This is a genomic window from Pontibacter sp. LHS1 (genome assembly GCF_058932855.1).
The window spans coordinates 129,031-155,073 of sequence record NZ_JBZYWF010000009.1 but is presented as its reverse complement, the minus strand read 5'-3'; the positions used below and the strand labels follow the sequence as shown (position 1 = coordinate 155,073).

Below are 26,043 nucleotides of genomic sequence, written 5' to 3'. Positions count from 1 at the left end.
GTGTTTGCTCCTCCTTTCTTTTAACCAGTAAGTAACGCAGAGTTTTCTCTGCCATAAAATAGAAAAAGATGAAATACGACGTTACCGTAATCGGTTCTGGTCCTGGCGGGTATGTGGCGGCTATACGCTGCGCACAGCTGGGCCTGAAGACTGCTATCATTGAGAAATATAATGTACTGGGTGGTACTTGCCTGAACGTAGGATGTATACCTTCTAAAGCACTGCTTGACTCATCAGAGCACTATCACAATGCGGCCCATACTTTTAAGGAGCATGGCATCGAGCTGAACGACCTGCAGGTGAACATCCAGCAGATGATCAAACGCAAGGCTGAGGTGGTGAAGTCGAACAACGACGGTATCGCTTTCCTGATGAAGAAAAATAAGATCGACACTTACTACGGACTGGGTTCTTTTGTAAACAAGAACACCATCAAGATCGCAGGTATAGACGGTCAGGAACAGCAGATCGAAACTGACAAGACGATCATCGCGACAGGTTCTAAACCTACCGCGCTGCCATTCCTGCCAATCGATAAGAAGCGCATCATCACTTCAACTGAGGCCTTGTCGCTGACAGAGGTGCCAAAGAAAATGATCGTGATCGGTGGCGGTGTGATCGGTCTGGAGTTGGGCTCTGTGTATGCCCGTCTGGGCACGAAAGTGCAGGTAGTTGAGTACATGGACGCCATCATCCCGACGATGGACCGTGCGCTGGGTAAAGAGCTGCAGCGTGTGCTTAAGAAAACACTGGGCTTCGAGTTCTTCTTCAACCACAAAGTAACCGGCGCTACCAACGAAGGTGAAACAGTGACTGTGACAGCTGAGAATCCAAAAGGCGAAACTGTTACGTTTGACGGTGACTACGTGCTGGTATCGGTAGGCCGCAAGCCATATACCGAAGGACTTGGTCTGGAGAATGCAGGTGTGCAAATGGGTGAACGCGGTATGATTGCCGTGAACGATCACCTGGAAACCAATGTGCCGGGTATCTACGCCATTGGTGACGTGGTACGTGGCGCTATGCTGGCACACAAAGCCGAAGAAGAAGGCGTGTTCGTGGCAGAGACCATCGTAGGGCAGAAACCGCACATCAACTACAACCTGATTCCGGGTGTGGTGTATACCTGGCCGGAAGTGGCGGGTGTAGGCTATACCGAAGAGCAGCTGAAAGAGCAGGGCCGTGCCTATAAGACAGGTTCGTTCCCGTTCAAAGCATCTGGTCGCGCCAAGGCGTCGATGGACACAGACGGTTTTGTGAAGGTGCTGGCTGACAAAGAAACAGACGAGATCCTGGGCATGCACATGATCGGGCCGCGTATCGCCGACCTGATTGCAGAGGCTGTGGTGGCGATGGAGTTCCGTGCTTCGGCCGAGGACATCTCCCGCATGAGCCACGCGCACCCAACTTATACAGAGGCTATCAAAGAGGCTTGCCTGGCTGCGACTGAAAACCGCGCATTGCACATATAAGACGGGTTACATACGTAATGTAGAAGCAGCATCACCCGGGGAGGGAGGTGCTGCTTTTTTTATGACTATATAGTGATGATAACTATACTTCAAGGTTTTGCGTTGTATTAAAATATGAAAAATTGAACCAAGTATAGCTATGAACGAGCCGCAGCAACCCTTCGACAAAGCATTAAAAATCATGATGGGGCTCGGTGTTCTGCTACCGTTCCTGGTAGCAAGCTATACCTGTCAATTACTCTGCACCAATCTGTTGGAGAAAGTACTTACCTTTTCTGGGGTCTTCCTGTTTGTTTTCCTGATTTTCTGGATCGTGGCGCGTACCATCATGCAGCTTTTGGATGAATAATTATTTTGTCAGGCAACCATCTGGTTGCTTACTTCATCTAAGGGGTATAAGCTGATGTTCAACTCAATACTTATACCTTAAACCATGAAAAAATCATTTTTACTCCTCTTCCTGTTAGCAATTCCTTTCCTAACGTGGGCACAAACCCGAGTGAATGCTTCCGAAATCATTGACAAGATAAACCGTGGTGAAGCCGTCACTTACAAGAATGCTGTGATCGTGGGTGTACTGGACCTGACGAATCTGGAAAACATGCGCCTTGAGAAAAAAGCTGACAATAAGTATAGCACAAATGAGTACATCAGCACAGTGAAAGTGCCCCTGACTTTTATCAACTGCACTTTCAAAGATGATGTGCTGGCTTATTACAACCCGGACAATCAGGATGTAAAGTTATTCAACAGGAAAAACGAGATATTCAACACAAACTTCGATAAGGCGGTGCGCTTTGAGAATTGTGTATTTGAGGCGTACAGTGCATTCAAGTACTCTAAGTTCGAAGACGACGTATCGTTTGCAGGCAGCAGCTTCCAGCACGAGGCTTTGTTCAAGTATAGCAAATTCTCCAGATCAGCTGACTTTACCAATGCGAAGTTTACGGAAGAGGCTAACTTCAAGTATGTGGATTTCCCTGATGCAACAAATTTCGGGGGTGCTTCCTTCAGAAGAGAGGCAAACTTTAAGTATGCGAAGTTCAGCAATGACGCTGACTTCAAGGCGGCAAGCTTCAGAGGGTTGGCTAACTTTAAGTATACCAAAGTAGGCAACAACATGCACTTACAAAAAGCCGTGTTTAAGGGTGATGAAGACTTTAAGTACACACAAGTCAATAACCGGAAAGTCTCCCGTGTTGATCTGGTGAACTGAAAGTTTACTGACTATCCAGCAAATGGAGTAGTTTTGCCATTGTGCTATTGGGCTGATAAGCAGGTATAGGTGCCAACTCAAGCCACTGGGCACGGACCTGGTTGATTAATTGCAAGTTCAACGGTAGCTGCTTGCGTTTCTGAGCTGCCAGACGTGCTGCAACAGCTGTTTTAAGTGTATTAGCCTTAACCCTAATGGTGTGTCGGCTATACCTTGCCGGGTGCAGGTGCACATGCCTTCTCTCGGCTACACCCCATCGCAGCACCCACTGGCTTCCATCAGACAAAGAAACCAACTGGTAATCGGAAGCGCTGCCTGACAGGTATAGCCGGTAAGCATCTGGGGTAATCACCTGCTGCGCCTGCAGGTATGCGATAGTCTCTGCCGCGATTTGCTGTGCCGAAAGCTCACCCAGGTATAGGTCGAGCTGCGAGCTGCCTATTGTTTTGAGCTGAGCGGTAAGTACTGATTCCGCCGCAGCTGCCTGCGCCACTATGAATTCCCGGATGTAGCCCAGGTGATGCTTGAGCGGATGGAAGAGGATAGGGGCAGGTATATCCGTGTATCGCATAACTCTTCTACGGAGGGGAGGGTACCGTTGGCAAAAAATATACAACACACAGGCAACCTAACGAGCGTCTTTTTCATCTTTATGATGAGCACGGTAAAATAGTCGTGTATTGAGTTTCGTTATAACTTAAATAAGAGTAGAGGTAATTGAAGCTTGCCTGTTAAACAGTAATTGGTTGATAGATAAACTATACCTGTCAATCGATACAATGTCGCTGTAGGTATAAGATTCAGAAAACTTAACACTATATAGAGCACTTTGCAAAGCAATTACTTGTAATTTATTTGCCACCACTTTTATCTGCCGCCTATGATACAGTTGGAAAATATACACAAATACTATGCGGTGGGGCACAACAAACTGCATGTGCTCAAAGGCATCGATATGCACATAGAAGAGGGTGAGCTGGTGTCGATCATGGGCTCTTCCGGCTCTGGCAAGTCTACTTTGCTCAACATACTCGGCATTCTCGACGACTACGACAGTGGCAGCTATACCTTGGCGGGCACGCCTATCCGGAATTTGTCGGCTGCGAAGGCGGCTTATTACCGCAATAAGTTTCTTGGTTTTGTGTTCCAGTCGTTCAACTTGCTCTCTTTCAAAAACGCCATGGAGAACGTGGCCCTGCCGCTCTATTACCAGAACGTGGGCCGCAAGCAGCGCAACAAGCTGGCACTAGAGTACCTCGACATGGTGGGCCTGAAAGACTGGGCGGAGCACTCCCCCAACGAAATGTCAGGTGGGCAGAAACAGCGGGTTGCCATTGCCAGAGCGCTTATTTCGCAGCCTAAACTGATTTTGGCTGACGAACCGACTGGTGCCCTCGATACACAGACTTCTTACGACGTGATGGACATCTTCAAGGATGTTAATAGCAAAGGCATGACGGTGGTGATCGTGACGCACGAAAACGACATTGCAGCTCAGACGCACCGTGTCATCCGCCTTAAAGACGGCCTGATCGTGCACAACGACCACAGTGCAGAAGATGCGATACTCGCAGCGGAGGCTGTGGCCGCGAAAAGTTAACTTAGGCAACACAGCTACAATCAACAATTAACAACCAGCAATTAAATGTTCGACCTAGACAAATGGCAGGAGATACTCGGGACCATGCAGAAGAACAAACTGCGGACCTTCCTGACCGCCTTTGGCGTGTTCTGGGGCATCTTTATGCTGGTACTATTACTGGGCGCGGGCAAAGGACTGGAGAATGGCGTGTACAACCGTTTCGGGGCCGGGGCTAAGAACAGCATCTATGTCTGGACTGGCAAGACAGCACTAGCCCACAAGGGTATGTCGCCAGGCCGCGAGATAAAACTGACTAACCAGGATATAACCTCAGTGCATCGTGACGTGGACAATGTGCAGATACTGTCACCACGCAACCGGGTGTTTGGCGAGTACACGATCAACTACAAAACCAAGAACGGCTCTTACCAGGTATTCGGCGCTGAACCAGGTTTCCTTAAAATCAATGGGGAGATACCGTTTAGAGGGCGCTTACTCAACGAAATTGACGAACGCGAAAAGCGCAAGGTAGTCGTGATCGGTGATCAGGTGAGCAAGGTGCTGTTTGGGGAGGGAGATCCGGTGGGTGAGTATGTCAACATCAAAGGGATACATTTTAAAGTGGTAGGCACTTTTAAGATGCGCGGCAACAACAGTAGCCGCCGCGAAGAGCGGGCCTACATCCCTTTCTCAACGCTGCAGGCTGCCTTTAACCAACCCAACCAGGTGCAGATGATGGCACTGGTAGCTGAGCCCGGCGTGAGCGCCAAAGACATGGAAGGCCGCCTGCGCAACTTGCTGGCCGAGCGCCACAAGTTCTCAACGGAAGACAAGATGGCCATTGGGGTGGAAAACACAGAGGCGGAATTTCTGAAAGTGATGGGCCTCTTCAATGGCATCAAGATATTTGTGTGGATAGTAGGTATAGGCACCCTTATCGCCGGCATCGTGGGCGTGAGCAACATCATGCTGATCATCGTGAAAGAACGAACCCGTGAGATCGGGGTGCGCAAAGCATTGGGCGCAACGCCTTTCTCCATTGTGAGCCTGATCCTGCAGGAGTCTGTGGTTATAACGGCCTTCTCGGGTTACCTCGGCTTGCTGGCAGGCACAGGTGTGCTCGCTGGTCTGGAATACCTGATGGAATCGTCGGGTGCGGAAGCGCCCTTCTTCGCCAACCCGGAAGTAGACCCCGGCGTGGCGCTGGCGGCAACTCTGGTCCTTGTGATCTCCGGAGCCCTGGCCGGTCTGATGCCAGCTTTAAAAGCAGCAAGGATCAAACCGATAGAGGCGCTGAGGGCTAGTTAGAATTTTGAATGAGCGAATGAGTGAGTGTGTGAATATTTTGCTCGTGTTGCTTCATTCAGGATATTATATAGGCAGAAGGTATAGTTAGTGACAAAAATCAAAATAGTTAACGCAATCAATCGCTTAATTAAAATATAAACATTCACTCAATCACTTATTCGCTCATTCAAAACTAACCCATGATCGATATTGATAAATGGACCGAGATTTATAACACCGTAAAGAAGCACAAGCTGCGTACGGCGCTGACGGCTTTTGGGGTGTTCTGGGGCATTTTCATGTTGGTGCTGTTGCTGGGTGCTGGCAAGGGGCTGGAGAAAGGTATAACCTCTGAGTTCAACGTGGCCAAGAATGCCGTGTTTGTGTGGACGCAGCGTACCAGTGTGCCTTACATGGGCCTGAAAGCCGGCCGTTTTATCCAGATGACCAACGACGATATAGACGCCATTCGGGCATTTGTGCCGGAGGTAGGCGTGATTGCACCAAGTAACCAACTACAAGGTAGCTTCTCGGTGGTGTACGGGACCAAGAGCTCTGCTTTTACCGTGAATGGTGAAACGCCCGAGGTGCTGCAGGTAAAGCCAACCAATATCATGAGTGGCCGCTTCATCAACCAAAAAGATGTGGCCGAGCGCCGCAAAGTGGCGGTAGTGGGTCCGCGTACCCTGGAGCTGCTGTTTGGCGAAGGCGAAGATCCGATTGGCAAGTACATCAGCATCAAAGGCATCTACTTTCAGGTGGTGGGTACTTTTAAACCAATTGGCAAGGACGAAGAAGTGGTGCAGGACGCCCAGACCATCTATATCCCTAACACGACCTTGCAACAAGCCTTTAACCAGCCTAACCAGGTGAACTTCTTTGCCATGACGCCCAAGCCAGGTATAGCTGCTGCGGTGGTGGAGGAGAAAGTGAAAGCCCTGCTGATGAAACGGCATAAGGTTGCCCCAACTGATTTGAAGGCTTTCGGCTCGGCCAATGTGGAGAAAGAGTTTCAGGATGTGCAGGGGCTATTTGCAGGTATAGCAGGCTTTAGCTGGCTGGTGAGCATCGGTACCATCATCGCCGGTATCATCGGTGTGGGCAACATTATGCTGATTGTGGTGAAGGAGCGGACGAAGGAGATCGGTATACGCAAGGCACTCGGCGCAACGCCTCTGTCCATCGTGAGCCTGATCATACAGGAGTCTATCGTGATCACAGGCTTTGCCGGCTACATTGGTTTGCTGGCCGGTACGGGGCTTATCGCGGCCATCGAAGGCTTTATGGTCGACAACAACGTGCAGGCGGGTTTCTTCGGTCCGCCGGAGGTGAACCCTACTGTGGCTGTGACAGCAACAATACTACTGGTAGTGGCCGGCGCCCTGGCCGGACTTATACCTGCTACCAAGGCAGCTCGCGTGAATCCGGTCGTGGCTTTGCAGGAAGAGTAATTTTAGATATCGAATTAACAAGAACATAATTGAGTATACTCCTATGAAAAAGGTTTTTATCGGACTGTTTGTGATTGTCATGCTGGCCTTATCTGTTTGGCTGGGCCGCTACTTTTACAACAAGGCCAACACCGACCCGATCGTGTATAAAACAGAAGAGCCCTTTGAGGCCGACATCGTGAAGAAAACGGTGGCTACGGGTTCTATCGTGCCGCGCAAAGAAGTGGAGGTGAAGTCACAGGTTTCGGGTATCGTGGAGGAGCTGTACGTGGAGGCCGGGCAGATCGTGAAGCAAGGGCAGCTGCTGGCCAAGATCAAGATCGTGCCGAACATCGTGAACGTGAACAACGCCCAGAACACACTGGAGACTGCCCGCATCAACTTTGAAGAGGCCAAGCGTGAACTGGCTCGTTATCAGGAGCTCTACGAGCAAAAGGCAATTGCAGAGCAAGAGTTTCGCAAGTATAAGGCTGATTATGACCTGAAGCGCGAAGCCCTGCAGTCAGCGGAGAGCAACCTGCAACTTGTGCGCGAAGGCGCTTCCAAACGCAGCGGACAAGCTTCTAACTTAGTCTACTCTACCATTGATGGTATGCTGCTGGATGTGCCGGTGAAGGTGGGTACTTCCATCATCGAGCGCAACAACTTCAACGAGGGTACGACCATTGCCTCGGTAGCCGATATGCGCAGCCTGATCTTTGAGGGCAAGATCGACGAGTCGGAAGTAGGCAAGCTGAAAGAGGGCATGGACCTGCTCCTGACCATCGGCGCCATCGAAGGCCGGGTGTTCAATGCAGAGTTGGAGTACATTGCCCCGAAAGGCGTGCTGGAAGAAGGCTCCATCAAATTCCCGATCCGTGCTAAGGTATTGCTCGACCCGAAAGACTTTATCCGGGCCGGGTATAGCGCCAACGCCGACATCGTGCTAGACAAGCGCGAGAATGTAATGGCAGTGAAGGAAAGTCTGCTCAAGTTCGAGAAAGACAAATCTTATGTAGAAGTGGAAACTGCTCCGCAGGTGTTCGAGAAACGTGAAGTGAAAACCGGTTTGTCAGACGGCATCAACATAGAGGTTGTATCAGGGCTAAAAACATCAGAGAAAGTGAAAGTACCGGACGCGAATGCGCCGCAGAATATTTAATTGTTTGTTTAAGGTGAGAGAAAAAAGCGGGCTAAGCCCGCTTTTTTCTTTTAGTTAAACACCCACTGCAAAATAAAATGCGAAGGTATAAAGATGCAGATCGGGAAAAACAACATGGCCAGCGCAAAGTACAGCCCCTTCGGAATAGCTGTCTGCGGCTTGCTGCCAAGGCCGTATACCCAATTCACGTTCTCTTTCGGGTCGGTGAGGAAATAGGTGAGCGGCAGCACTACCCAGGCCAATGCCGTCTGGTACCAGATGGCGCGGGTATCATAACCCCACTCCATCAGCAGCCAGATCACGATGGCCGGCAGGAACACATGGAACAGCGAGAGCCCCCGCAAAAACAGGCTTTTGTCCCGGTGGAACATGTAATCGCTTAAACCTAACAATTCCTTGCCTGAGAGCAGGCGACCAAAATAGTCTACGTTCCAGACAAGCTCCAGTCCCAGCACCCCCACGGCCATCATGCTCAGCAAAAGGTGATTTTCTGTCCAGAGCACAATGCCCACCGAGAACAGCGCCACATCCGAAAACCACAGGAAATTACCCGGACCATAATGCTTCCAATAAACTGGTACCAGTACCAGCAGAAACAAGGTATAGGCGATCGGTAACCAGAGTGGAATAGTTTGGGAGATCATGGCGTGAGACTCGGTTTAATGTGTATACCCGAAAAGTCTGGAAAGGATCAGGTATAGCACAATCAACCAGCAGGCTTATTCAGACTCATTCGACGCGCCTTCTCCTACCCCACTAAATATCACTCAACAGTTAACAATTGGCGACAAGACAAGTAAAATAATATAAGGATTTGATTTATAGTAATTTGATTTTATGATTTATGAAATACCAAGGTATAAATGTCAGGAGGGTAATGTTCTATTGTTTGGTGCTGCTGAGTGGCTTTGCCTATGCCTGTGACGACGACGAAGATATAGATGACATGCTTGAGAGCGAAATAGAATTCACAAACGTAGAGCTGTCCGGTGATAATGAAGTGCCAGCTGTTGCCACGAGCGGATCGGGTTCACTTACGGCTACCTACGATCGGAGCACCCGGATTCTGACATACAATTTTAGCTGGACACTCGGTGATGCAGGCGACAATACGGTGGGCATTCATTTCCACGGCCCTGCCCTGGCCACCGAGAATGCTCCGGTTGTGATACCAATTGAAAATCACACGAACAGCTACACTGGCTCAGTAACAGGTACAACCAGGGAACTCACCCAGGCAGAGGAAGAGCAGTTGCTGGACGGCAGGTGGTACCTGAACATCCACAGTAGCACCTATCCGGATGGTGAGCTGCGAGGCCAGCTACTACGTGGTGAAAACTAGCAGGTAGTATAGCCGGTGAGGTTTATGGTTAGCCTGTTTGACAATAAGGCAGGTATAGATGTACCTTTGTGGCAAATTAGAATACCCTATGCACTTGGCTACTACTGAAGCTACCGTTAAGATACTTGATTTTGAACCCCAATACGCTGCTGCGTTCCGGGCCCTCAACGAAGAGTGGATCACCCGCTATTTTGTGATGGAGGAAGCCGACCATAAATCACTGGGCAATCCGCAAAGCTACATCATAGACAAGGGGGGCTTTATTTTGATGGCGAGCTACCAAGGCGAGATTGTAGGTACCTGTGCGCTGATAAACGATGGCGATGGTGTTTACGAACTGGCCAAAATGGCGGTGACACCCAAGGCGCAGGGGCTGAAGATCGGGAAGCTCTTAGGAGAGGCGGCTATACGGAAGGCCCGCAAAGTTGGAGCCCGTATGGTATACCTGGTGTCAAACAGAAGGCTTGAAACAGCGCTGAGTCTGTACCGTCGGCTGGGGTTTGTAGAAGTGCCAATGCCACCCAGCATCTACGAGCGTGCGGACATCAAAATGGAATTGCCCCTTTAAAAATCTGTGGAGGTAGGGTAGGTATAAGCCTGCGGCAGGTATAGCTGCTTTATATCAGGCTGGTTTGGCGGTTTGAGTCCTGCCTGGCAACGCCCACTGTCATCCAGCAGCCTTTGTACATGCCTTTTCGCTGCTTTGCCAATATGAACAGGTAGGGAACTTGCTCTCCGCTTGCGCCCTTGATAACGACAAGCTGGTAGGCCGTGTCATCGGTTATCACCATTTTGCCGGTTTTGTATGAAACAAAGTTGAGCATGGGGCTATAGGCAGGGTCACGCACCATCATCCGGAAATGGTTGAGGGGTCCTAAACTCACCCGACTGGTTGGCGACGAGAAGTTAAAAACCGTGATAATACCGCTATCGGTTATGTCGTTTCGTTGCAGGGCGTGAAGCTGTATTTTGATAACCTGACGAGGAGAAAGTGCCTTAGAGGGCTTCAGAAAGCGGGCTTTTGAATTCATGACCGTCCTGGCTTCGTCCGAGGTATAGCGTACATGGTCTTCCGCATTCATCTCGGGCATAGCCGGAAACTGCACCCACAGTAATACCAGCAAAATAACCCCTACACCGAGCAGGAGTTTGTCGTACATATTTTCAAACCCTCTCATATTAAATATGTACTTTATATAGAGCTAATAAGTTGTTAATAAATCATTTTGCCATGTAAACAGCTCTTTTTTAAGGGTAAATGGCCTGCGGGACATATAAAATTGAGAAGATTGCGTATAAGAGTTGGATTTTTCCTGTATGAACCATTTTCTGACACATCTTTTTCAATCAACACGTGGCTGGCTTGCCAGGCAGCCGCTGGTGCAGCGGCTGTTTCACCGGTTTCCCAGGCTTTCCCGCTTTCTGCTGCGCCGCTTTGATGCCACCACTTTCATTGGCTTGCCCCTGACTATCCTGTTGCTGGTAATAGGAGTAAATGCAGCACTGCTTTCACAACTGACTGAAGATGTGGTAGAGTCGGAGGGAGTGGTGCACCTTGACAAAGCCTTTACCGCGTTTCTCTACAGTATGCGCAGCCAGTGGCTGAGCCAAACCTTTTATGCCCTTACCCAACTAGGTACGCGGGAGGCAGTCTTTGCCGTCGGGGGGCTGGCTACGATTGTGTTCTTGTACAACCGGCGCTACACGGCGGTACTGGCTTTCTGGCTTACCATGGCTGGGGTGGGGCTATCAGTGCAGTATGGCAAAAAGTTCATCAGCCGCGATCGCCCTACCGAAGTGGCTTTCTATCCGGAACATAACTTTTCTTTCCCTAGCGGGCATGCCACCACAAGTATGGCGCTATGGGGTATATTGGCGTATTTTGGCTACCGCCACCTGCAACAGAGGCGCTTGCGCAACGGAGTGCTAGCCGGAGCAGGAGCTTTGATCTTACTGGTGGGGTTCAGCAGGATCTACCTAGGGGTGCACTTCCTGTCAGATGTGTTGGCGGGCTTTCTGCTGGGTGCCATGTGGGTGCTTTTGGGGATAAGCATCGTGGAGGTGATGAGTTACCTCAGGACCCGCAAAAAGCTACGGGCCTCTACCTGAATATAGACTGTTCCCTATCTCTTGTGCCGGCTTCTGCGTACAACACCTGACGCATACCCACTGTTATGAACTACCGCACCCTGACGAGGCTAGGCTTTCTGTCCTTTTTGCTTTTCCTGCTGCTGACGGCAACTACTGTCCGCGCCTATGGCGTACTCACGCACCAGGCCATTATCGATGCCGCCTGGAAGGACTCTATTGAGCCTCTGCTGCGCAAGCGTTTTCCCAACGCCACCGACGAAGACCTGCAGAAAGCCCACGCACATGCCTATGGAGGCTCCATTGTGCAGGATATGGGCTATTTTCCTTTTGGCAACACATTCTTCACAGACCTGACACATTACGTGCGCAGTGGTGCTTTTGTCGAGAATCTTATCAAGTCATCTACTACAATAGAAGAGTACGGTTTTGCGTTGGGAGCTCTATCGCACTACAATGCTGATATTCATGGGCATCCGCTGGGCACGAACAAGGCAGTGGCACTGGTATACCCTAAGGTAAAAGCTGAGCATGGACAGGATGTGACCTATGCCGAGGATCCTGTGTCGCATATCAAAACTGAGTTTGGATTTGATGTGTTGCAGGTAGCCCGGGGCAACTATGCGCCTGAAGCCTACCAGTCATTCATTGGATTTAAAGTGTCAAAAGAGTTGCTGGAGCGCGCCTTTCTGGAGACGTATGGGCTTGAGCTGAATGATGTGTTTATGAACGTGCCACTGGCGATCGGGACCTACCGCTATACCATCCGTGGCCTGATACCGGACCTGACCAAAGCAGCATGGCAGGCCAAGAAGAGCGACATACAGGAAGCCAGCCCAGGCATAACCCGCCGCAAGTTTCACTACCACATGAAGCGCTCGGATTTCAACCAGGCTTGGGGTACAGATTACGAACGGCCTAACATTTTTGCCCGTTTCATCGCCTGGATCATCAAAGTACTTCCCAAAGTAGGACCTTTCCGGACACTCGCCTTTAAGCCGCCTACACCTGAGGCCGAAGAAATATTCTACCACAGTTTTAACACCACTGTCGAAAATTACACAAAGCTTATAAAGCAGCTCAGGCAACAGAATCAGCTTAAACTTGAGGATATGCAGCTCGATACAGGAGAGCCAACAAAGCCCGGCGGCTACAAACTCACAGACGAGACGTATGCTGAGCTGTTGCAAAAACTTGCTAAGACTGAATTCAAACAAACAAGTCCTGCCCTGCGACAGGATATTCTACAGTTTTACCAACCCCGAAAAGCGATGCAGGAAGTAGAGGAAAACGACCGTCCTGAATTAAAAGAAGCCCTTCAGAAACTAAGAGCACATCAGTTATAGTGCATAAGCAGGCCAGTCGTGTGGGTATAGCCCGGGACGCGGCAGTCTATAAACTTGCTGCTTTGGCAACTCACATGAACGCTGTTGTGCATATATGATTATAGCGGGCCGGACTTGTGCCCATAGGGGAATATGCGAGGTAACTGCAACCCTGTACCCTAAAAACCGATACATATAAGTCTGACACCCTGTCTAAACAGCAGGTGCAGTTATATGACAGGGTGTACATGTGTTTAATTAAAAGAAACTTACCTATGGAAAACAAAACGAATAAGAATTCGCAATCGAATCAGAATCCAACAGCTCAGAGCAGCTCACAATCAAATACACCGAATATGGGTGCGGGCCAGTCTTCTATAGGCTCAAGCCAGTCATCAGCTTCAAGCGCTATTAGTGGAAACCAGTCTTCTGCCAGAAATTCATCTGGAAATAGCCAGTCAGCTTCTTCCGGCAAGTCGAACTGGATGGACACTTTCAAGAAAGAAAACCTGAATAAGATGTCGGGAAAGCTGCAGGAGTTTGGTAGCAGCACGATGAATAAAGTGAATGGTCTGAGCACAACTCAGAAAGTAGTAGGCGGATCTTTGCTTGCATTGGGTGCTGGCTGGGTAGCTATGAACTCAATGAATAAAAATAAATCAGGCAATATGGGCTCTAAAATGGCTAACGCCCAGGAGAAGCTGAAGAAAAACCTGAATAAGAACCTTGGTAGCAATAGATAATTGCTCCTTTATAAAGCTACATGGCAAAAAGCCGGGTTATCAGCCCGGCTTTTTGTGTCATATACCTGTAGCAGACTGACAAATCTTGCGTATAGCAACAAAACCGACCTTAATAACTCTATGAAGAAGCGAATACTATGGAAGTAAGTAAATCACTGGTAAGCGGACTGGCAGGGGCCGTTGCCATAACGATCGCACATGAAACCCTGCGCCGGCTCGTACCTGAAGCACCCCGTATGGACGTACTGGGGATGCGGGCCATTTCAAAAACAATGAAGAAAGCAGGAGCGCAGCCACCGGAAAGCAGTTCCCTGCGTGCCTGGGCCATGGTAGGTGATATTGTTTCGAATTCTATCTACTACAGCTTTGCCGGTGTTGGTAAAGATGCCTGGCTGCGTGGCGGTCTGCTGGGAGCCGGAGCCGGAGCGGGCGCCGTGCTGCTACCTGGGCCAATGGGCTTAGGCTCTGACCCCAGTAATCGCACCAACAGCACCCGTGTGATGACCGTGGGGCTATACCTGATGGGAGGCCTGGTAGCCGCTGCCGTGGGCAGCGCACTCGCCTGCGATGATGAAAACTGCTGATACCTGCTACAAGGATCTTAACCTGTGCTCTGTAACTGTGACTGGTTTACTCTGGTAAATTAGCACAGGTGCAGAGCACTTCTCTTTGAGGGGTTACGGGTTGATAGTCGGGTAAGGTATATTCTTTCATATACACCACCTGCAGTTCTTTTATAGGATTGCCCGGGTGTGCCTCGTTCCAGCGACGCACCAGGTAGTTGCAGTAGTACGGCCTCAGAAACGCATAGTGCACAAACAAATAGTTTTCGGAGTACTTGCGCCAGCGATCATTTTTAAACATGCTCACAACAGAGGCCGGCTTGGCATAGTCTGCCTCTTTCCCTTCACGGTTCAGGTCGATCAACTGACCATTTTCTGTATGGCCTTCCAGCACGTACCAGCCGTCGTCCTTAAAAACAGCGGGCGCAAACATGCCCCAACGTTGGTCTACACGCAGAAGGTTACCAAACCAGGTTGTTGAATCGGGCATAGCGGGTACCCGCGCAGTTGCCCCTGACAGATTCCACCAGATGCAGTAGATCAGCACAAAAGTCACGAATCCTTCCCGGGCGTATCGCAGCTGGTTTTTAGAAAGCAGTGGCTTCTGCAGGCTAATCTGTAGCCGTAGTTGGGCCGGGCTTCTGAAACCTTTGAATATGCGCTGAAACTGACCTGATAATGGCCTCCTGAAAGATGTAAGCAGTTTTCTCTCTACCCAATTCATAGCCTGAGGAGGAAGGAGACCAGAAATTGAAGCAATATTGATGAGGTAAAACAAGCCGACAAACAGCGTCAGGCTGATGCCGATGTGAAACATGAACAGCACTCCCACCACCACTAGCCGCCATACATGATTATAGAAAGGGATCAGCAGGAGGAAGGGCAGCAGCAATTCAGTGTACCAGGTTGTGAGCGTCAGGAACCGGAGCAGCTCAGGGTATGGATAGATGAGTTTGCCTACTGGCATCAGGATCTGGTCGAGACTGAGGGCATAGTAGAGCGCGGTGCCTTCCAGGTTCCATTCGGGAGAGCTCTTGAGCAGAGCAGTGCAAAAGTATACTAGGAAGATCTGCAGGATATAAGCAGCTGTGGCCGCGCTAAAGTAGGTGGTTTGTAGTGGTTCCGGTTTTTGGGCTTTGGCTGCATCGTAGCTGTAGAATCTCCCCCATGGCAGAAACATCCCCCAGAAGAGCAGCATACGCAGCAGGTCATCGCCTCCCTGTGCAATGAAGGTGTTCCGGTTTTGGAGCGACACGAGCAGTATCCAGCTGACAATAGTAGCAGTGCGAGTCTTGTAGCCGAGCAGCAGGAAAATGGCGAATACGGCAGCGATCAGGAAAAGCACGACCTGTACTTGCCATAGGCCGCTTAGGGTATGGAAGGAAAAGTGGTAAGGATGCCAGCCAAATTGATGCAGCACATGCAGGGGCAGGACACCCATGTTAGAATAGTGCGCTTCGAGGTCTGTAGCACGTATAGCGAGGTCGGTTATGATAATACCGGCTACCCATATGCGCATGACTGCCAGGGCCCGAAGGTCAACTGTAAAAACACGTCGCAGGTATTGCTGCAGCTGGTGCATGTTTTAATAAGGGTTTTAGTTTAAAAACAAAAAGGCAAAACCCGATAAGGTGCTTGCCTTTTTGCTTGTAGATATCTGGGTATAATTCCTATCGAGGAGAAGTACCCATAGTAGTTGTTCCAGTCGTTGTACCGGTTGTAGTGCCACCAGTTGTGGTACCACCAGTTGTAGTGCCAGTAGTCGTACCGGTTGTAGTTCCAGTCGTAGTACCTGTTGTTGTACCTGTGGTCGTTCCGGTAGTTGTACCTGTCGTAGTCCCGGTAGTTGTTCCAGTCGTAGTACCAGTAGTGGTTCCGGTTGTTGTTCCAGTCGTGGTACCAGTCGTGGTACCAGTAGTGGTTCCCGTTGTAGTGCCCGTGGTTGTACCAGTCGTGGTTCCTGTAGTCGTACCGGTTGTCGTTCCGGTAGTAGTACCAGTTGTTGTGCCAGTGGTAGTACCTGTGGTCGTACCGGTTGTTGTTCCGGTTGTTGTTCCAGTCGTAGTACCAGTAGTGGTGCCCGTGGTTGTACCGGTAGTAGTACCTGTAGTAGTTCCAGTAGTTGTTCCCGTGGTGGTCGTACCTGTAGTCGTACCAGTTGTTGTACCATACACGTCGGTATCTGTTGCATCAGAATCAGTACCAGTAGTCGTCGTGTCTGCACAGCCTGTCATTACCGTCGCTGCTACAAATGAGAGGGCGAGAATGTTTACAAATGTCTTTTTCATAGTCCTTATTGTTTGTAATACTGTAAAAATTAGATTTCAGTATCCTATTTACGGAACTATGGCTATTTGGATAGTTTTTTTGTGGAAATACACTGGCCAAATCCTGTTTTGATGCTAAATACTCAGGACAGGAGCTTGAAATAATACGTAGTAATACTTACCAGCTTAAGGCTTTTCAATCTGGCTCCTTGTTAGTTGCCTGCTGGTAAAGGAACTCCTTACGGGCTCCCTCAAGTTCATCGATAAGCTCCTGCCGCTGCCGTTTCAGGTTTTCTGCTACCGGGCTCTTGCTCAGAAAGAGGCGTAGCAGCAGCCAGTGTTCCCGCACGCGCAGCAGTGTGTTCCAGTAGCGCAGCGCAAAAAAGCCTGACAATGGCAGGCTGATCAGGTATAGCAGCAGGTATGCGGCGTTGGGCCAGAAGTGCCAAAGTATAGCTGCCTGCAGGGCATATAATACCGGAAACGAAAAAATACCCACTGACAGCATAATTGGTGCTCTAAACTCCTGCTCCTATGTAAGTGCATCAGCTACTTTAGAGGGTATGATATAGGCCAGGTAGTTATTGATAAGCCCATACAGGTATAGTGGGATGGTGAGCGTCAGCAATAGGGTGCGGGCCAGGCTCTGGCGTAGCAGCACGTTGTTTTCCTCCACGGTGGGGAGGCGCTGCAGGTCGAGTGACTGAAGCTGCTGGGTGTACGATCGCATCTTGTCCCGAAAGCGCTCCACCCGCAATGGCTGCGTTTCCAGAAAGTGCGCCAGCCCTTTTACAATAGCTCTTGTCAGCAGGAAGTCGCGCACGTGACGGGGGGCTTCGATGGGTGTTTGTGCTGCCAGCTTCTCTTTGTATACCTGCTCGATCTGCCGTATAAGCGTGTCCTCGTTATCAGAGGGCGTTACCACGATCAGCTTCTCAAGCTGCTGCCGTATCTGATCCGTCAGCTCGTTGACAGTGCCCTTCTCGTCCTGCTGGTATTGGGTCAGGTAAGGGGCGACTGCAATGGGTCTGCCTACATTCACGAACACATCACTACGAAAGCGGGTCGGGTCGGAGTAGTTGAGCCCCACAGGGAGTATCTGCAGGTTAACCACTTCAGGCAAGTGCTCTACAGCACCCAACGCCATCCGGGCCGTGCCTGTCTTGATCTTACGCAGGCGCCTTTCGTTAAAGCTTGTTCCCTCTGGAAAAATAAGCAGTGTTTTGCACTCAGTCAGTGCTTGGTAGCTGGCCTTGAACGTTGCTTCATTGTCTATTGGCACGCCCGGCGCATCCTCCTGACGGTGAATCGGAATCAGATTCATGTGGTGTAGCAGCCAGTTGTGCAGCGGCGAACTGAACACCGTACTCTTTGCGATAAAATACACCTGCTGGGGGAGCAGCGAGGCGATCACGATCGGATCCATAAACGTGTTGGGGTGATTAGCCACTACCAGTAACGGTCCACGCACTGGCATCAGGTGACGGTTGCGCACCACAAACCTCCGGAAGAACACCCAAAGGCCCGTGCGTAAGATTAGCTTTAAAACAAGGTATAGCATGTGCGCTTATCCGGAATATGTGCATAACCTCACCGGGGTATATGCCTGTGTTTAGCCTGACAATATAAAACAATATCCTGAATAGCCAGATACAGGAAAATGGAAACAGGATATCACTTGAGCCATGGGATGGCTACCAGTTGAGGGGGCAGAACGGAAATCAGAACAATAGAACTTACTCCTCAGAAATGAGCCAGTCGTAAGCGGAGGTAAGGTCATCAAACTCCCGGGTTTCGAAAGGGAGCGGATAGGGGCGGCTGGCAAATACCTGCTGAATCTGGCGGCTGGCGGCTGGGTCAAATGGATTGAGAGAAGCGGAGCGCTTGAGGGGGAGTTGGCTAAAAGCCTGGGCATATACATCGCGGGTCCAGGCCAGGTCGTCGGGGTCGAGGGGAGCGAGTAAGCGGCTGTCAGTAATGGCGTAAGGCACTCCCAAGTCTCGAGCCAGCCTCACCAACCTGATGAGCGCCTGCCTGTACTGCAGGCTACTGCATTTGCCATACCATTGACTTAGCAGTACATGGCTAGCCGCATGGTACTCTACGAGCAGATAATCCGTTTGAAAGTAAACCATAACTCATGGTATTAAACCGGTGAATATCAGCTTAATGATACTGAATAAATATGGTAGAGTCAATCTTTTTATTATAAAATGACGCTATCATAATATTATAGCAATGCTATGTTTTGCGGGAGTTTTCACGATTTATGCTATTCCCCGATGCTAAAACAAGTTTACTGGGATTTCTGAGGCTATTGATGGTGCTGCGGGGACACAATAAAGCCGCAGATAGCAGCATTAGATGCTTGAATCTGCGGCTTTCGCACCTGAAAAATAATTTATTTTGTTCTCAGGTTATTGGCGTTACTGCCGTCAAGTTTGCGGGTGTCTTCTTCATTTTTGGCTGCAGCATTGCCGCCCTCCTCTATACCTTCCGGCTCAGCGTCTATAATATCGCGCTCTTCTTTTTTTACGCCCTCAAGCGGCTCCGGATTTTCGTCAGGCAGTCGCTCGCTTTCTTCGGAGTTGGTTATATAATCGTCTTCGCGTGGTGTTTCCATGGGTATTTAGTTAGGTTATACCTTGTGTACGTATCACAGTCGCAAGGTTTGTGTGTATCCCATGTTAAGAATCGACTTTGCTTTACCTTGCCGCCGCGACATACATTCAAATCATCCTCACATTGGCAGCTCCGAAAGGAAAGGGACGCCTCTACCACTCACTATAGCAATAAAAAGAGCTGCAGTAGCTTGATGTCGAGCCAATTGTAAATAAATCTTAACATATAATGATGTAAAACAATATTTGCTTTATGTAAAATATTTTTTACTTTTGGTAAACATTGTCGTACATGAATCTAAAAAGTATATGAAAGAAGTAATGCCTGAAATCAAATTACTGCCTCACCACTATAAGTGGTATGGAATTTTGCTGCTAGTGATAGGTATACCTTTTATGATGCTGCTGAGCATGACACTTATTGGACTGGGCATTATAACGGATACAAAGACTTTTTTTGAGGAGTGGAACGGCCCAATGGTTTATTACCCCATCATTCTAGGTTTGGCGCTACTCAATTTTTCAAAAGAAAAGGAGGAAGACGAAATGGTGCAGCACCTGCGCTTACAGGCGTTCATGAACGGCGTGTTTTACCTGATAGTCGGTGTATTGATGCTTCCGTTTATTACAAATGCAATAGGAATAGTATTAGGTAGGCCTTTTAGGATGTCTGATGTGGGCGGTCAGCTGGGCGCACTAGCCTTGCTGCTTTTCTATACCTACATCTCGTTCAGGTATAAGCTCCATCAAGTCCGCAAAGCACTCGAGACGGATGCGGAATAACATCAAGGTGGAGCGGGCCAAAAAAGATATGACCCAGGAGCAGCTGGCCGAGGTCCTGGGCGTGAGCCGCCAGACGATTAACGCTATTGAGAAAAATAAATACCTGCCTTCTACCTTACTGGCTCTTAAAATGTCAAACCTCTTCGGCTTGACCGTAAATGAGCTTTTTGTGCTCGAGGAGGGTGATTAACAGGCTGCAAATACTCTTGGCGCAGGTATAACGGGTGCCCTGTGTTAAAAAAAGAAAGCCCTTGGGTGCATTTTTAGTTTGTGAGCCCCAACAATTTGCGGTAACTTTGGGCAATTTATACCTACCAAAGCACATGCCTAGAGACACCAGTATTAAATCCGTTCTGATTATTGGTTCTGGCCCCATCGTTATCGGCCAGGCCTGCGAGTTTGACTATTCCGGTTCGCAAGCGGCACGCTCCCTTCGTGAAGAAGGTATAGAAGTGACGCTCATCAATTCAAACCCCGCCACTATCATGACCGATAGTGTGACAGCGGATAATGTGTACCTCAAGCCGCTTGAGAAAAAGTACATCATTGAGATCCTGGAGAAACATAAGATTGACGCCGTGCTGCCGACCATGGGCGGACAGACAGCCCTGAACCTGGCCATCGAGTGCGACAAGGCCGGCATCTGGGAAAAATACGGGGTTCGTATCATCGGTGTGGATATCAACGCGATCGAGACCACCGAAGACCGCGAGAAGTTCCGTTTGAAGATGCTCGAGCTCGGGGTGAATGTTTGCAAGGGAGAAACAGCTACCTCGTTCCTGGAAGGAAAAGAGATAGCGCAGGAAATTGGTTTTCCACTCGTGATTCGCCCTTCGTTTACCCTTGGTGGTACGGGGGGCGGTTTTGTTAATAGCCCTGAGGAATTCGATGCAGCCCTTACCCGTGGCCTGCATGCTTCACCTACGCACGAGGTGCTGGTAGAGCAAAGCATCATGGGTTGGAAAGAGTACGAGCTGGAGCTGCTGCGCGACAACCTCGGTAACGTGATCATCATCTGCTCGATCGAGAACTTCGACCCGATGGGCGTACACACCGGCGACTCCATTACGGTAGCGCCAGCCATGACCCTGCCCGACACGGTATACCAGCAAATGCGCGACCTGGCCATCAAGATGATGAACGGTATCGGGCAGTTTGCAGGCGGCTGTAACGTGCAGTTCTCCGTGAGCCCGGATGATGACACCATCATTGCCATTGAAATTAACCCACGTGTATCCCGCTCTTCGGCGCTGGCCTCTAAAGCTACTGGCTATCCAATCGCGAAGATTGCGGCAAAGCTGGCCATTGGTTATAACCTGGACGAACTGAAGAACGCCATCACCAAGACCACATCAGCTTACTTTGAGCCGGCGCTGGACTACGTGATCGTGAAGATACCACGCTGGAACTTCGATAAGTTTAAAGGCGCTAACCGCACATTGGGTCTGCAGATGAAGTCTGTGGGTGAGGTGATGGGTATCGGCCGTACCTTCCAGGAGGCGCTGCAGAAAGCCTGCCAGAGCTTGGAGATCAAGCGCAACGGCCTGGGTGCCGACGGCAAAGAGATGACCAATTACGATGAACTCATCTACAACCTGAAAAACCCAAGCTGGAACCGTTTGTTCTGCATTAAAGATGCCATGCGCATCGGTATACCTACCAGCACGATCCAAAACCTGACCAAGATCGACCCTTGGTTCCTGGCGCAGATCGAAGAGATCGACATGCTGGAGAAGGAGATGGAGAAGTATACCCTGGCTACGCTGCCTGGCGAGCTGCTGCGTGAAGCCAAAGTGAAAGGCTATGCTGACCGCCAGATCGCGCATATCCTGCGCTGCCTCGAAAGCGAAGTGCATGCCGTGCGCATGGAGCTAGGTATACAGCGCGTGTACAAAATGGTGGATACCTGCGCCGCCGAGTTCGAAGCCAAGACGCCATACTTCTACAGCACCTTCGATGGTGAGAACGAGAGCCTCGTAACGGACAAGAAAAAGATCGTGGTACTGGGTTCCGGCCCTAACCGTATCGGCCAGGGCATCGAGTTCGACTACAGCTGCGTGCACGGTGTGCTGGCAGCTAAGGAGTGCGGCTACGAAACCATCATGATCAACTGCAACCCCGAAACGGTTTCAACAGACTTTGATATTTCGGACAAGCTCTACTTCGAACCGGTATTCTGGGAGCACATCTACGACATCATTCTACACGAGAAACCGGAAGGCGTGATCGTGCAGCTGGGCGGACAAACGGCCCTGAAGCTGGCTGAGAAGCTGGACCGCTACGGCATCAAGGTAATAGGTACGAGCTACAAAGCGCTTGACCTGGCTGAGGACCGTGGTTCGTTCTCTTCCCTGCTGCGTGACCTTGACATTCCATACCCTCCATTTGGTGTGATCGAAACAGCTGAGGAGGCGCTGGAGCTTTGCAAAGAGCTGAAGTTCCCGCTGCTGGTGCGCCCAAGCTACGTACTGGGTGGCCAGAGCATGAAGATCGTGATCAACGAGAAAGAGCTCGAAGCCCATGTGATCGACCTGCTGAAAGACCATCCGGGTAACAAAGTGCTGCTTGACCACTTCCTGGATCATGCCATTGAGGCAGAGGCCGACGCGATCTGCGACGGCGAGGACGTGCACATCTGCGGCATCATGGAGCACATTGAGCCGGCTGGTATTCACTCCGGTGACTCGTACGCGGTACTTCCTCCGTTCGACCTGAGCGAAAACGTGATCAAAAAGATCGAAGACTATACGAAGCGCATCGCCCTGGCATTGGAAACAGTAGGCATCATCAATATTCAGTTCGCCGTGAAAAATGAAGAGGTATACGTAATTGAGGCTAACCCACGTGCTTCACGTACTATTCCGTTCATTGCGAAGGCTTACCGTGAGCCGTACATCAACTACGCGACCAAGATCATGCTGGGCGAGAAGAAGGTGAAGGACTTCAAATTCAATCCGCACAAAGAAGGTTATGCCATCAAGGTGCCGGTGTTCTCGCACAACAAGTTCCCGGAAGTGAACAAGGAGCTCGGTCCGGAAATGAAGTCAACTGGCGAGGCGATCTACTTCATCGACAACCTGCAGGACGATTACTTTGTGAAAGTATACTCTGAGCGTAATCTATACCTGAGTGTGTAGCAAGCCGCTGCTGATAAGAGAAAAAAAGCCTTCTCCGTTATGGGGAAGGCTTTTTGTGTTTTAGAGTCACAGCCACGTTTTTAAAGCCGCCTCCAAATTCCTTATCTTTGCATAAGCCCCGCCGAAATGACAGACAAAAACTTTTTGGCAGGGGAATTGTATCTGAACAGGTGCTGTTTTTGTTAACTAATAGACGGCTGCTTTGTGCTGGCTATACCTTAACCGACTATCATGCTTAAATTCATATTCGTTACCATACTTGTTATCTTCTTTATCAGATTAGTAGCCCCCATCCTGTTTCGCTGGTTGCTGGCCTTTTTTGTGAAGAAGAGCCTCCGCAACGGCACTTTCTTTTACTCCAACATGAACCAGCCGCAGCCTGAGCCGCGTGCCAACAACAATGGCAAGCAGCAGGGTGGCGTCAAGATCGACTACATACCAGAGCAGCCGGAGCGTAAGGATTTCAATGGCGGGCAGTATGTCGATTATGAAGAAATAAAATAAAAAGCCTATCTTTCAGCTCTATTCTGAGGTTTCCTGAAAGATATGACAGCTTCTATTGACTTTAAGCGCGATGTGCTTCCGCATCTCATCGCGATCCTGATTTTCCTTCTTCTTACCGCCGTTTACTTTTCGCCTATTCTGTTTGAGGGTAAGGCGATAGCCCAGCACGATATTCTGCAGTTTAAGGGCGGCGCTAAAGAGATACAAGACTACCGCGAGGCCACCGGCGAAGAGACGCTCTGGACCAACTCTATGTTCAGCGGCATGCCCTCATACCTGATCAACACCCGTTATCCCGGTGACTTTTCAGGCTACATCCATACCATCCTGACCTTCAACCTGCCAGCTATGGCGGGCAATATCTTTATCACGCTCCTCTGTGCCTACATTCTGCTGGTCACGCTGCGGCTCAATACCTGGGTGTCCATTATTGGCGCCATAGCCATTGCCTTTACCTCTTACAACTTCATCATACTGGAGGCAGGCCACAACACCAAGTCCCTTACCATTGCTTATATCCCACTGGTGCTGGCTGGTATGTTTTATGCGCTCAGGCGGAACGTCTGGATAGGGGCGGCCATCTTTGCGCTGGCCCTCACGCTCAACCTGCACTTCAACCACCTCCAGATGACCTACTACATGCTCCTGATGGTGCTGGTATGGATAGTGGTGGAGCTTATCTATGCCATCAAAGAGGGAAGAATTGCCGACCTGATCAAGCGTGGACTAGTGCTGGGTATAGCGGCCATCCTGGCAGTGGGCGTGAACTTTGGCAGGCTCTATACTGTGGCTGAGTACACACAACATAGTATTCGGGGTAAGTCGGAACTGAGCGTGGCGAACAGTGGCGACAAGACTTCCAGCGGCCTTGACCGTGACTATGCCTTTAGCTGGAGTTATGGCGTAGGAGAAACTATGACGCTGCTTATACCTGATTTCTACGGCGGAAGCAGCAGCAACACCAGACTCGATAAAGACTCACAGAGCTACCAGGCGCTGCTGGGGCTGGGCTTGCCGCCGGTACAGGCAGAGCAGGCGCTTGAGCAAGGCTTACCTACTTACTGGGGGCCGCAGCCGATGACGAGCGGCCCGGTATACGTGGGAGCCATTGTAATATTTCTGTTTGTGTTGGGCCTCTTCATCGTGCACAAGCCAACCCGCATCTGGCTGCTGGGCGCTACGATCCTTTCTATTTTGCTGGCCTGGGGCAAGAACTTTGAGGCTTTCAACTACTTCATGTTCGACTACTTCCCGGGCTACAACAAATTCAGGGCTGTATCGTCGGCCTTGATCATCGCGCAGATCACGATGCCGCTGCTGGGTATATTGGCGCTTTACAAGCTTATTCGTGAGCGTGACCTGATCAAAGACCTGGACAAGAAACTGCTGATCTCAGGAGGTATAACTGCCGGTGTCTGTTTGCTCGTGTGGGTATTTGCCGGCTCGGCCAGCTTTGTAGGAACTGTCGATCCGCAGTTGCAACAATCTTACTTTCCGGTAGACGCCATCCGTGCTGACCGCGAAAGCATGATGCGCTCTGATGCCCTGCGTTCATTCGTCTTTATCGCCCTTGCCTTCGGACTGTTATACTTCTACCTCAAAGGCAAAGTGTCGGCCACTATGGCCATGGCAGGTATAGGTTTGCTAATACTTGTTGACCTGTGGAGCGTAAACAAGCGCTACCTCAACGACGGTGACTTTGAAAAGCGTGTGGTGGAGAACCACTTTCAGCCGACGAAAGCCGATCAGATGATCCTGCAGGACAAAGACCCGCACTACCGTGTGCTGTACCTTCCGAATCCGTTTAACGATGCCCGCACCTCGTACTTCCACAAGTCAGTGGGTGGTTACCACGGTGCCAAAATGCGTCGCTACCAGGATATCATCGACCGCCACATCGTACAGAACAACCTGGAAGTACTGCGTATGCTCAACACCCGCTACGTGATCACGGGCGATCCGCAGCAGCCGGTGCAGCGTCTACCGGGTGCGCTGGGCAATGCCTGGTTTGTCAGCGAAGTGAAGACGGTGAACAACCCGGATGAAGAAATCGAAGCGCTGAACGAACTGGATGCCAGTACCACAGCTGTAGTAGATGTGTCGAAGTTCAAGACGGCAGCTACCAGCTATAACGCCGAGGGCTCTAGCATTGAACTGACCGAGTACCAGCCGAACTACCTGAAATATACAGCTAATGCGGCGCAGGCCGGCCTGGCGGTGTTCTCAGAGGTATACTACGCCGATGGCTGGCAGGCCTACCTGAACGGTCAGCCAGTAGACCATATCCGCGTAAACTACATTTTGCGTGCTATGGAGGTTCCTGCCGGGCAGCATACCATCGAGTTCAGGTTTGAGCCAAAGTCCTACTCCATTGGCAACACGGTGTCGCTGATCTCGTCGATCCTACTGCTGCTGGTGATCGGAGGGGCCATCTTCTATGGCATGCGCAAAACGCCGGTGGAAGATGAAGGTGAAATGATCTAAATAAATAAGGTGAGGCCCCGGTTTTAGGATCGGGGCC

27 protein-coding genes are annotated in these 26,043 nt (G+C 50.2%); 18 read left to right on the top strand and 9 right to left on the bottom strand.

Annotated features, from left to right (window positions below):
* The first annotated feature begins 68 nt into the window (after positions 1 to 68).
* From lpdA to AC5FXQ_RS16885, 3 genes are all read left to right on the top strand, one after another.
* A complete protein-coding gene (gene lpdA / locus AC5FXQ_RS16895; RefSeq protein WP_493603590.1) occupies positions 69 to 1,472 on the top strand; it encodes a dihydrolipoyl dehydrogenase in 1,404 nt (467 codons plus the stop codon).
* Between the two features lie 139 nt (positions 1,473 to 1,611).
* A complete protein-coding gene (locus tag AC5FXQ_RS16890) occupies positions 1,612 to 1,821 on the top strand; it encodes a hypothetical protein (RefSeq protein ID WP_493603589.1) in 210 nt (69 codons plus the stop codon).
* Positions 1,822 to 1,905: 84 nt separating this feature from the next.
* The gene (locus tag AC5FXQ_RS16885) at positions 1,906 to 2,688 is read left to right on the top strand and encodes a pentapeptide repeat-containing protein (protein ID WP_493603588.1); all 783 of its coding nucleotides are present in this window, start codon (positions 1,906 to 1,908) and stop codon (positions 2,686 to 2,688) included.
* A 4-nt stretch (positions 2,689 to 2,692) separates the two neighbouring features.
* Here AC5FXQ_RS16885 and AC5FXQ_RS16880 read toward each other — a convergent pair whose 3' ends face one another.
* Positions 2,693 to 3,259: a hypothetical protein gene (locus tag AC5FXQ_RS16880; RefSeq protein WP_493603587.1), complete on the bottom strand. Its 567-nt coding sequence runs from the start codon at positions 3,257 to 3,259 to the stop codon at positions 2,693 to 2,695.
* A 309-nt stretch (positions 3,260 to 3,568) separates the two neighbouring features.
* Between AC5FXQ_RS16880 and AC5FXQ_RS16875 the strand changes: the two genes are divergently transcribed.
* From AC5FXQ_RS16875 to AC5FXQ_RS16860, 4 genes are all read left to right on the top strand, one after another.
* Entirely contained in the window at positions 3,569 to 4,288 is a 720-nt protein-coding gene (locus tag AC5FXQ_RS16875; RefSeq protein WP_299708896.1) for an ABC transporter ATP-binding protein, read from the top strand.
* Positions 4,289 to 4,333: 45 nt separating this feature from the next.
* Positions 4,334 to 5,578 carry an ABC transporter permease gene (locus AC5FXQ_RS16870; RefSeq protein ID WP_493603586.1) on the top strand — a complete coding sequence of 415 codons (1,245 nt, stop codon included), beginning with the start codon at positions 4,334 to 4,336 and terminating at the stop codon, positions 5,576 to 5,578.
* A 179-nt stretch (positions 5,579 to 5,757) separates the two neighbouring features.
* Entirely contained in the window at positions 5,758 to 7,008 is a 1,251-nt protein-coding gene (locus tag AC5FXQ_RS16865; RefSeq protein ID WP_493603585.1) for an ABC transporter permease, read from the top strand.
* Between the two features lie 43 nt (positions 7,009 to 7,051).
* Entirely contained in the window at positions 7,052 to 8,149 is a 1,098-nt protein-coding gene (locus tag AC5FXQ_RS16860; protein ID WP_493603584.1) for an efflux RND transporter periplasmic adaptor subunit, read from the top strand.
* Positions 8,150 to 8,199: 50 nt separating this feature from the next.
* Here the strand turns inward: AC5FXQ_RS16860 and AC5FXQ_RS16855 are convergent, their stop codons facing one another.
* On the bottom strand, positions 8,200 to 8,793 hold the full coding sequence (locus AC5FXQ_RS16855) for a membrane-associated protein (RefSeq protein ID WP_493603583.1): 594 nt from the start codon (positions 8,791 to 8,793) through the stop codon (positions 8,200 to 8,202).
* Positions 8,794 to 9,026: 233 nt separating this feature from the next.
* On the opposite strand from AC5FXQ_RS16855, the gene AC5FXQ_RS16850 reads away from it, so the two are divergent.
* Positions 9,027 to 9,491 (top strand): CHRD domain-containing protein, encoded by a 465-nt coding sequence (locus AC5FXQ_RS16850; RefSeq protein ID WP_493603582.1) that lies wholly within the window; start codon positions 9,027 to 9,029, stop codon positions 9,489 to 9,491.
* Positions 9,492 to 9,579: 88 nt separating this feature from the next.
* On the top strand, positions 9,580 to 10,059 hold the full coding sequence (locus AC5FXQ_RS16845; RefSeq protein ID WP_493603581.1) for a GNAT family N-acetyltransferase: 480 nt from the start codon (positions 9,580 to 9,582) through the stop codon (positions 10,057 to 10,059).
* A gap of 49 nt (positions 10,060 to 10,108) precedes the next feature.
* On the opposite strand, the gene AC5FXQ_RS16840 is transcribed toward AC5FXQ_RS16845, so the two are convergent.
* On the bottom strand, positions 10,109 to 10,651 hold the full coding sequence (locus tag AC5FXQ_RS16840) for a DUF4864 domain-containing protein (RefSeq protein WP_493603580.1): 543 nt from the start codon (positions 10,649 to 10,651) through the stop codon (positions 10,109 to 10,111).
* Between the two features lie 157 nt (positions 10,652 to 10,808).
* Between AC5FXQ_RS16840 and AC5FXQ_RS16835 the strand changes: the two genes are divergently transcribed.
* From AC5FXQ_RS16835 to AC5FXQ_RS16820, 4 genes are all read left to right on the top strand, one after another.
* On the top strand, positions 10,809 to 11,600 hold the full coding sequence (locus AC5FXQ_RS16835; RefSeq protein ID WP_493603579.1) for a phosphatase PAP2 family protein: 792 nt from the start codon (positions 10,809 to 10,811) through the stop codon (positions 11,598 to 11,600).
* 65 nt (positions 11,601 to 11,665) lie between these two features.
* Entirely contained in the window at positions 11,666 to 12,925 is a 1,260-nt protein-coding gene (locus tag AC5FXQ_RS16830) for a zinc dependent phospholipase C family protein (RefSeq protein ID WP_493603578.1), read from the top strand.
* A 254-nt stretch (positions 12,926 to 13,179) separates the two neighbouring features.
* Entirely contained in the window at positions 13,180 to 13,647 is a 468-nt protein-coding gene (locus tag AC5FXQ_RS16825) for a hypothetical protein (RefSeq protein ID WP_493603577.1), read from the top strand.
* A 137-nt stretch (positions 13,648 to 13,784) separates the two neighbouring features.
* Positions 13,785 to 14,231, top strand: a complete 447-nt coding sequence (locus AC5FXQ_RS16820) for a hypothetical protein (protein WP_493603576.1) — start codon at positions 13,785 to 13,787, stop codon at positions 14,229 to 14,231.
* A 46-nt stretch (positions 14,232 to 14,277) separates the two neighbouring features.
* On the opposite strand, the gene AC5FXQ_RS16815 is transcribed toward AC5FXQ_RS16820, so the two are convergent.
* The 6 genes from AC5FXQ_RS16815 to AC5FXQ_RS16790 all read right to left on the bottom strand — a co-directional run bounded on the left by AC5FXQ_RS16815 (position 14,278) and on the right by AC5FXQ_RS16790 (position 19,100).
* The gene (locus AC5FXQ_RS16815) at positions 14,278 to 15,792 is read right to left on the bottom strand and encodes an HTTM domain-containing protein (protein ID WP_493603575.1); all 1,515 of its coding nucleotides are present in this window, start codon (positions 15,790 to 15,792) and stop codon (positions 14,278 to 14,280) included.
* An 88-nt stretch (positions 15,793 to 15,880) separates the two neighbouring features.
* Positions 15,881 to 16,498 carry a hypothetical protein gene (locus tag AC5FXQ_RS16810; RefSeq protein WP_493603574.1) on the bottom strand — a complete coding sequence of 206 codons (618 nt, stop codon included), beginning with the start codon at positions 16,496 to 16,498 and terminating at the stop codon, positions 15,881 to 15,883.
* A 175-nt stretch (positions 16,499 to 16,673) separates the two neighbouring features.
* A complete protein-coding gene (locus AC5FXQ_RS16805; protein ID WP_493603573.1) occupies positions 16,674 to 16,985 on the bottom strand; it encodes a hypothetical protein in 312 nt (103 codons plus the stop codon).
* Positions 16,986 to 17,009: 24 nt separating this feature from the next.
* Positions 17,010 to 18,038, bottom strand: a complete 1,029-nt coding sequence (locus AC5FXQ_RS16800) for a lysophospholipid acyltransferase family protein (protein ID WP_493603572.1) — start codon at positions 18,036 to 18,038, stop codon at positions 17,010 to 17,012.
* A gap of 175 nt (positions 18,039 to 18,213) precedes the next feature.
* Entirely contained in the window at positions 18,214 to 18,612 is a 399-nt protein-coding gene (locus AC5FXQ_RS16795) for a hypothetical protein (RefSeq protein WP_493603571.1), read from the bottom strand.
* 266 nt (positions 18,613 to 18,878) lie between these two features.
* Positions 18,879 to 19,100 carry a hypothetical protein gene (locus AC5FXQ_RS16790; protein WP_493603570.1) on the bottom strand — a complete coding sequence of 74 codons (222 nt, stop codon included), beginning with the start codon at positions 19,098 to 19,100 and terminating at the stop codon, positions 18,879 to 18,881.
* Between the two features lie 307 nt (positions 19,101 to 19,407).
* Here AC5FXQ_RS16790 and AC5FXQ_RS16785 point away from each other — a divergent pair, with 307 nt between their 5' ends.
* The 5 genes from AC5FXQ_RS16785 (at position 19,408) to AC5FXQ_RS16765 (ending at position 26,006) form a co-directional block, all read left to right on the top strand.
* Positions 19,408 to 19,881 carry a hypothetical protein gene (locus AC5FXQ_RS16785; RefSeq protein ID WP_493603569.1) on the top strand — a complete coding sequence of 158 codons (474 nt, stop codon included), beginning with the start codon at positions 19,408 to 19,410 and terminating at the stop codon, positions 19,879 to 19,881.
* A complete protein-coding gene (locus tag AC5FXQ_RS16780) occupies positions 19,871 to 20,071 on the top strand; it encodes a helix-turn-helix transcriptional regulator (protein ID WP_493603568.1) in 201 nt (66 codons plus the stop codon). Before AC5FXQ_RS16785 ends, AC5FXQ_RS16780 begins: the two co-directional genes overlap by 11 nt.
* 133 nt (positions 20,072 to 20,204) lie before the next feature.
* On the top strand, positions 20,205 to 23,018 hold the full coding sequence (carB, locus tag AC5FXQ_RS16775) for a carbamoyl-phosphate synthase large subunit (protein ID WP_493603567.1): 2,814 nt from the start codon (positions 20,205 to 20,207) through the stop codon (positions 23,016 to 23,018).
* A gap of 231 nt (positions 23,019 to 23,249) precedes the next feature.
* Positions 23,250 to 23,522, top strand: a complete 273-nt coding sequence (locus AC5FXQ_RS16770; RefSeq protein WP_493603566.1) for a DUF4834 family protein — start codon at positions 23,250 to 23,252, stop codon at positions 23,520 to 23,522.
* Between the two features lie 42 nt (positions 23,523 to 23,564).
* Complete coding sequence (locus AC5FXQ_RS16765) at positions 23,565 to 26,006, top strand: YfhO family protein (protein ID WP_493603565.1); 2,442 nt, start codon at positions 23,565 to 23,567, stop codon at positions 26,004 to 26,006.
* The last annotated feature ends 37 nt before the right edge of the window (positions 26,007 to 26,043 follow it).

What these genes read in the sequence shown, in the direction of transcription:
- lpdA (WP_493603590.1), top strand. Translation starts at nt 69, where the DNA reads ATGAAATACGACGTTACCGTAATCGGTTCTGGTCCTGGCGGGTATGTG.
- AC5FXQ_RS16890 (WP_493603589.1), top strand. Translation starts at nt 1,612, where the DNA reads ATGAACGAGCCGCAGCAACCCTTCGACAAAGCATTAAAAATCATGATG.
- AC5FXQ_RS16885 (WP_493603588.1), top strand. Translation starts at nt 1,906, where the DNA reads ATGAAAAAATCATTTTTACTCCTCTTCCTGTTAGCAATTCCTTTCCTA.
- AC5FXQ_RS16880 (WP_493603587.1), bottom strand. Translation starts at nt 3,259, where the DNA reads ATGCGATACACGGATATACCTGCCCCTATCCTCTTCCATCCGCTCAAG.
- AC5FXQ_RS16875 (WP_299708896.1), top strand. Translation starts at nt 3,569, where the DNA reads ATGATACAGTTGGAAAATATACACAAATACTATGCGGTGGGGCACAAC.
- AC5FXQ_RS16870 (WP_493603586.1), top strand. Translation starts at nt 4,334, where the DNA reads ATGTTCGACCTAGACAAATGGCAGGAGATACTCGGGACCATGCAGAAG.
- AC5FXQ_RS16865 (WP_493603585.1), top strand. Translation starts at nt 5,758, where the DNA reads ATGATCGATATTGATAAATGGACCGAGATTTATAACACCGTAAAGAAG.
- AC5FXQ_RS16860 (WP_493603584.1), top strand. Translation starts at nt 7,052, where the DNA reads ATGAAAAAGGTTTTTATCGGACTGTTTGTGATTGTCATGCTGGCCTTA.
- AC5FXQ_RS16855 (WP_493603583.1), bottom strand. Translation starts at nt 8,793, where the DNA reads ATGATCTCCCAAACTATTCCACTCTGGTTACCGATCGCCTATACCTTG.
- AC5FXQ_RS16850 (WP_493603582.1), top strand. Translation starts at nt 9,027, where the DNA reads ATGTTCTATTGTTTGGTGCTGCTGAGTGGCTTTGCCTATGCCTGTGAC.
- AC5FXQ_RS16845 (WP_493603581.1), top strand. Translation starts at nt 9,580, where the DNA reads ATGCACTTGGCTACTACTGAAGCTACCGTTAAGATACTTGATTTTGAA.
- AC5FXQ_RS16840 (WP_493603580.1), bottom strand. Translation starts at nt 10,651, where the DNA reads ATGTACGACAAACTCCTGCTCGGTGTAGGGGTTATTTTGCTGGTATTA.
- AC5FXQ_RS16835 (WP_493603579.1), top strand. Translation starts at nt 10,809, where the DNA reads ATGAACCATTTTCTGACACATCTTTTTCAATCAACACGTGGCTGGCTT.
- AC5FXQ_RS16830 (WP_493603578.1), top strand. Translation starts at nt 11,666, where the DNA reads ATGAACTACCGCACCCTGACGAGGCTAGGCTTTCTGTCCTTTTTGCTT.
- AC5FXQ_RS16825 (WP_493603577.1), top strand. Translation starts at nt 13,180, where the DNA reads ATGGAAAACAAAACGAATAAGAATTCGCAATCGAATCAGAATCCAACA.
- AC5FXQ_RS16820 (WP_493603576.1), top strand. Translation starts at nt 13,785, where the DNA reads ATGGAAGTAAGTAAATCACTGGTAAGCGGACTGGCAGGGGCCGTTGCC.
- AC5FXQ_RS16815 (WP_493603575.1), bottom strand. Translation starts at nt 15,792, where the DNA reads ATGCACCAGCTGCAGCAATACCTGCGACGTGTTTTTACAGTTGACCTT.
- AC5FXQ_RS16810 (WP_493603574.1), bottom strand. Translation starts at nt 16,498, where the DNA reads ATGAAAAAGACATTTGTAAACATTCTCGCCCTCTCATTTGTAGCAGCG.
- AC5FXQ_RS16805 (WP_493603573.1), bottom strand. Translation starts at nt 16,985, where the DNA reads ATGCTGTCAGTGGGTATTTTTTCGTTTCCGGTATTATATGCCCTGCAG.
- AC5FXQ_RS16800 (WP_493603572.1), bottom strand. Translation starts at nt 18,038, where the DNA reads ATGCTATACCTTGTTTTAAAGCTAATCTTACGCACGGGCCTTTGGGTG.
- AC5FXQ_RS16795 (WP_493603571.1), bottom strand. Translation starts at nt 18,612, where the DNA reads ATGGTTTACTTTCAAACGGATTATCTGCTCGTAGAGTACCATGCGGCT.
- AC5FXQ_RS16790 (WP_493603570.1), bottom strand. Translation starts at nt 19,100, where the DNA reads ATGGAAACACCACGCGAAGACGATTATATAACCAACTCCGAAGAAAGC.
- AC5FXQ_RS16785 (WP_493603569.1), top strand. Translation starts at nt 19,408, where the DNA reads ATGAAAGAAGTAATGCCTGAAATCAAATTACTGCCTCACCACTATAAG.
- AC5FXQ_RS16780 (WP_493603568.1), top strand. Translation starts at nt 19,871, where the DNA reads ATGCGGAATAACATCAAGGTGGAGCGGGCCAAAAAAGATATGACCCAG.
- carB (WP_493603567.1), top strand. Translation starts at nt 20,205, where the DNA reads ATGCCTAGAGACACCAGTATTAAATCCGTTCTGATTATTGGTTCTGGC.
- AC5FXQ_RS16770 (WP_493603566.1), top strand. Translation starts at nt 23,250, where the DNA reads ATGCTTAAATTCATATTCGTTACCATACTTGTTATCTTCTTTATCAGA.
- AC5FXQ_RS16765 (WP_493603565.1), top strand. Translation starts at nt 23,565, where the DNA reads ATGACAGCTTCTATTGACTTTAAGCGCGATGTGCTTCCGCATCTCATC.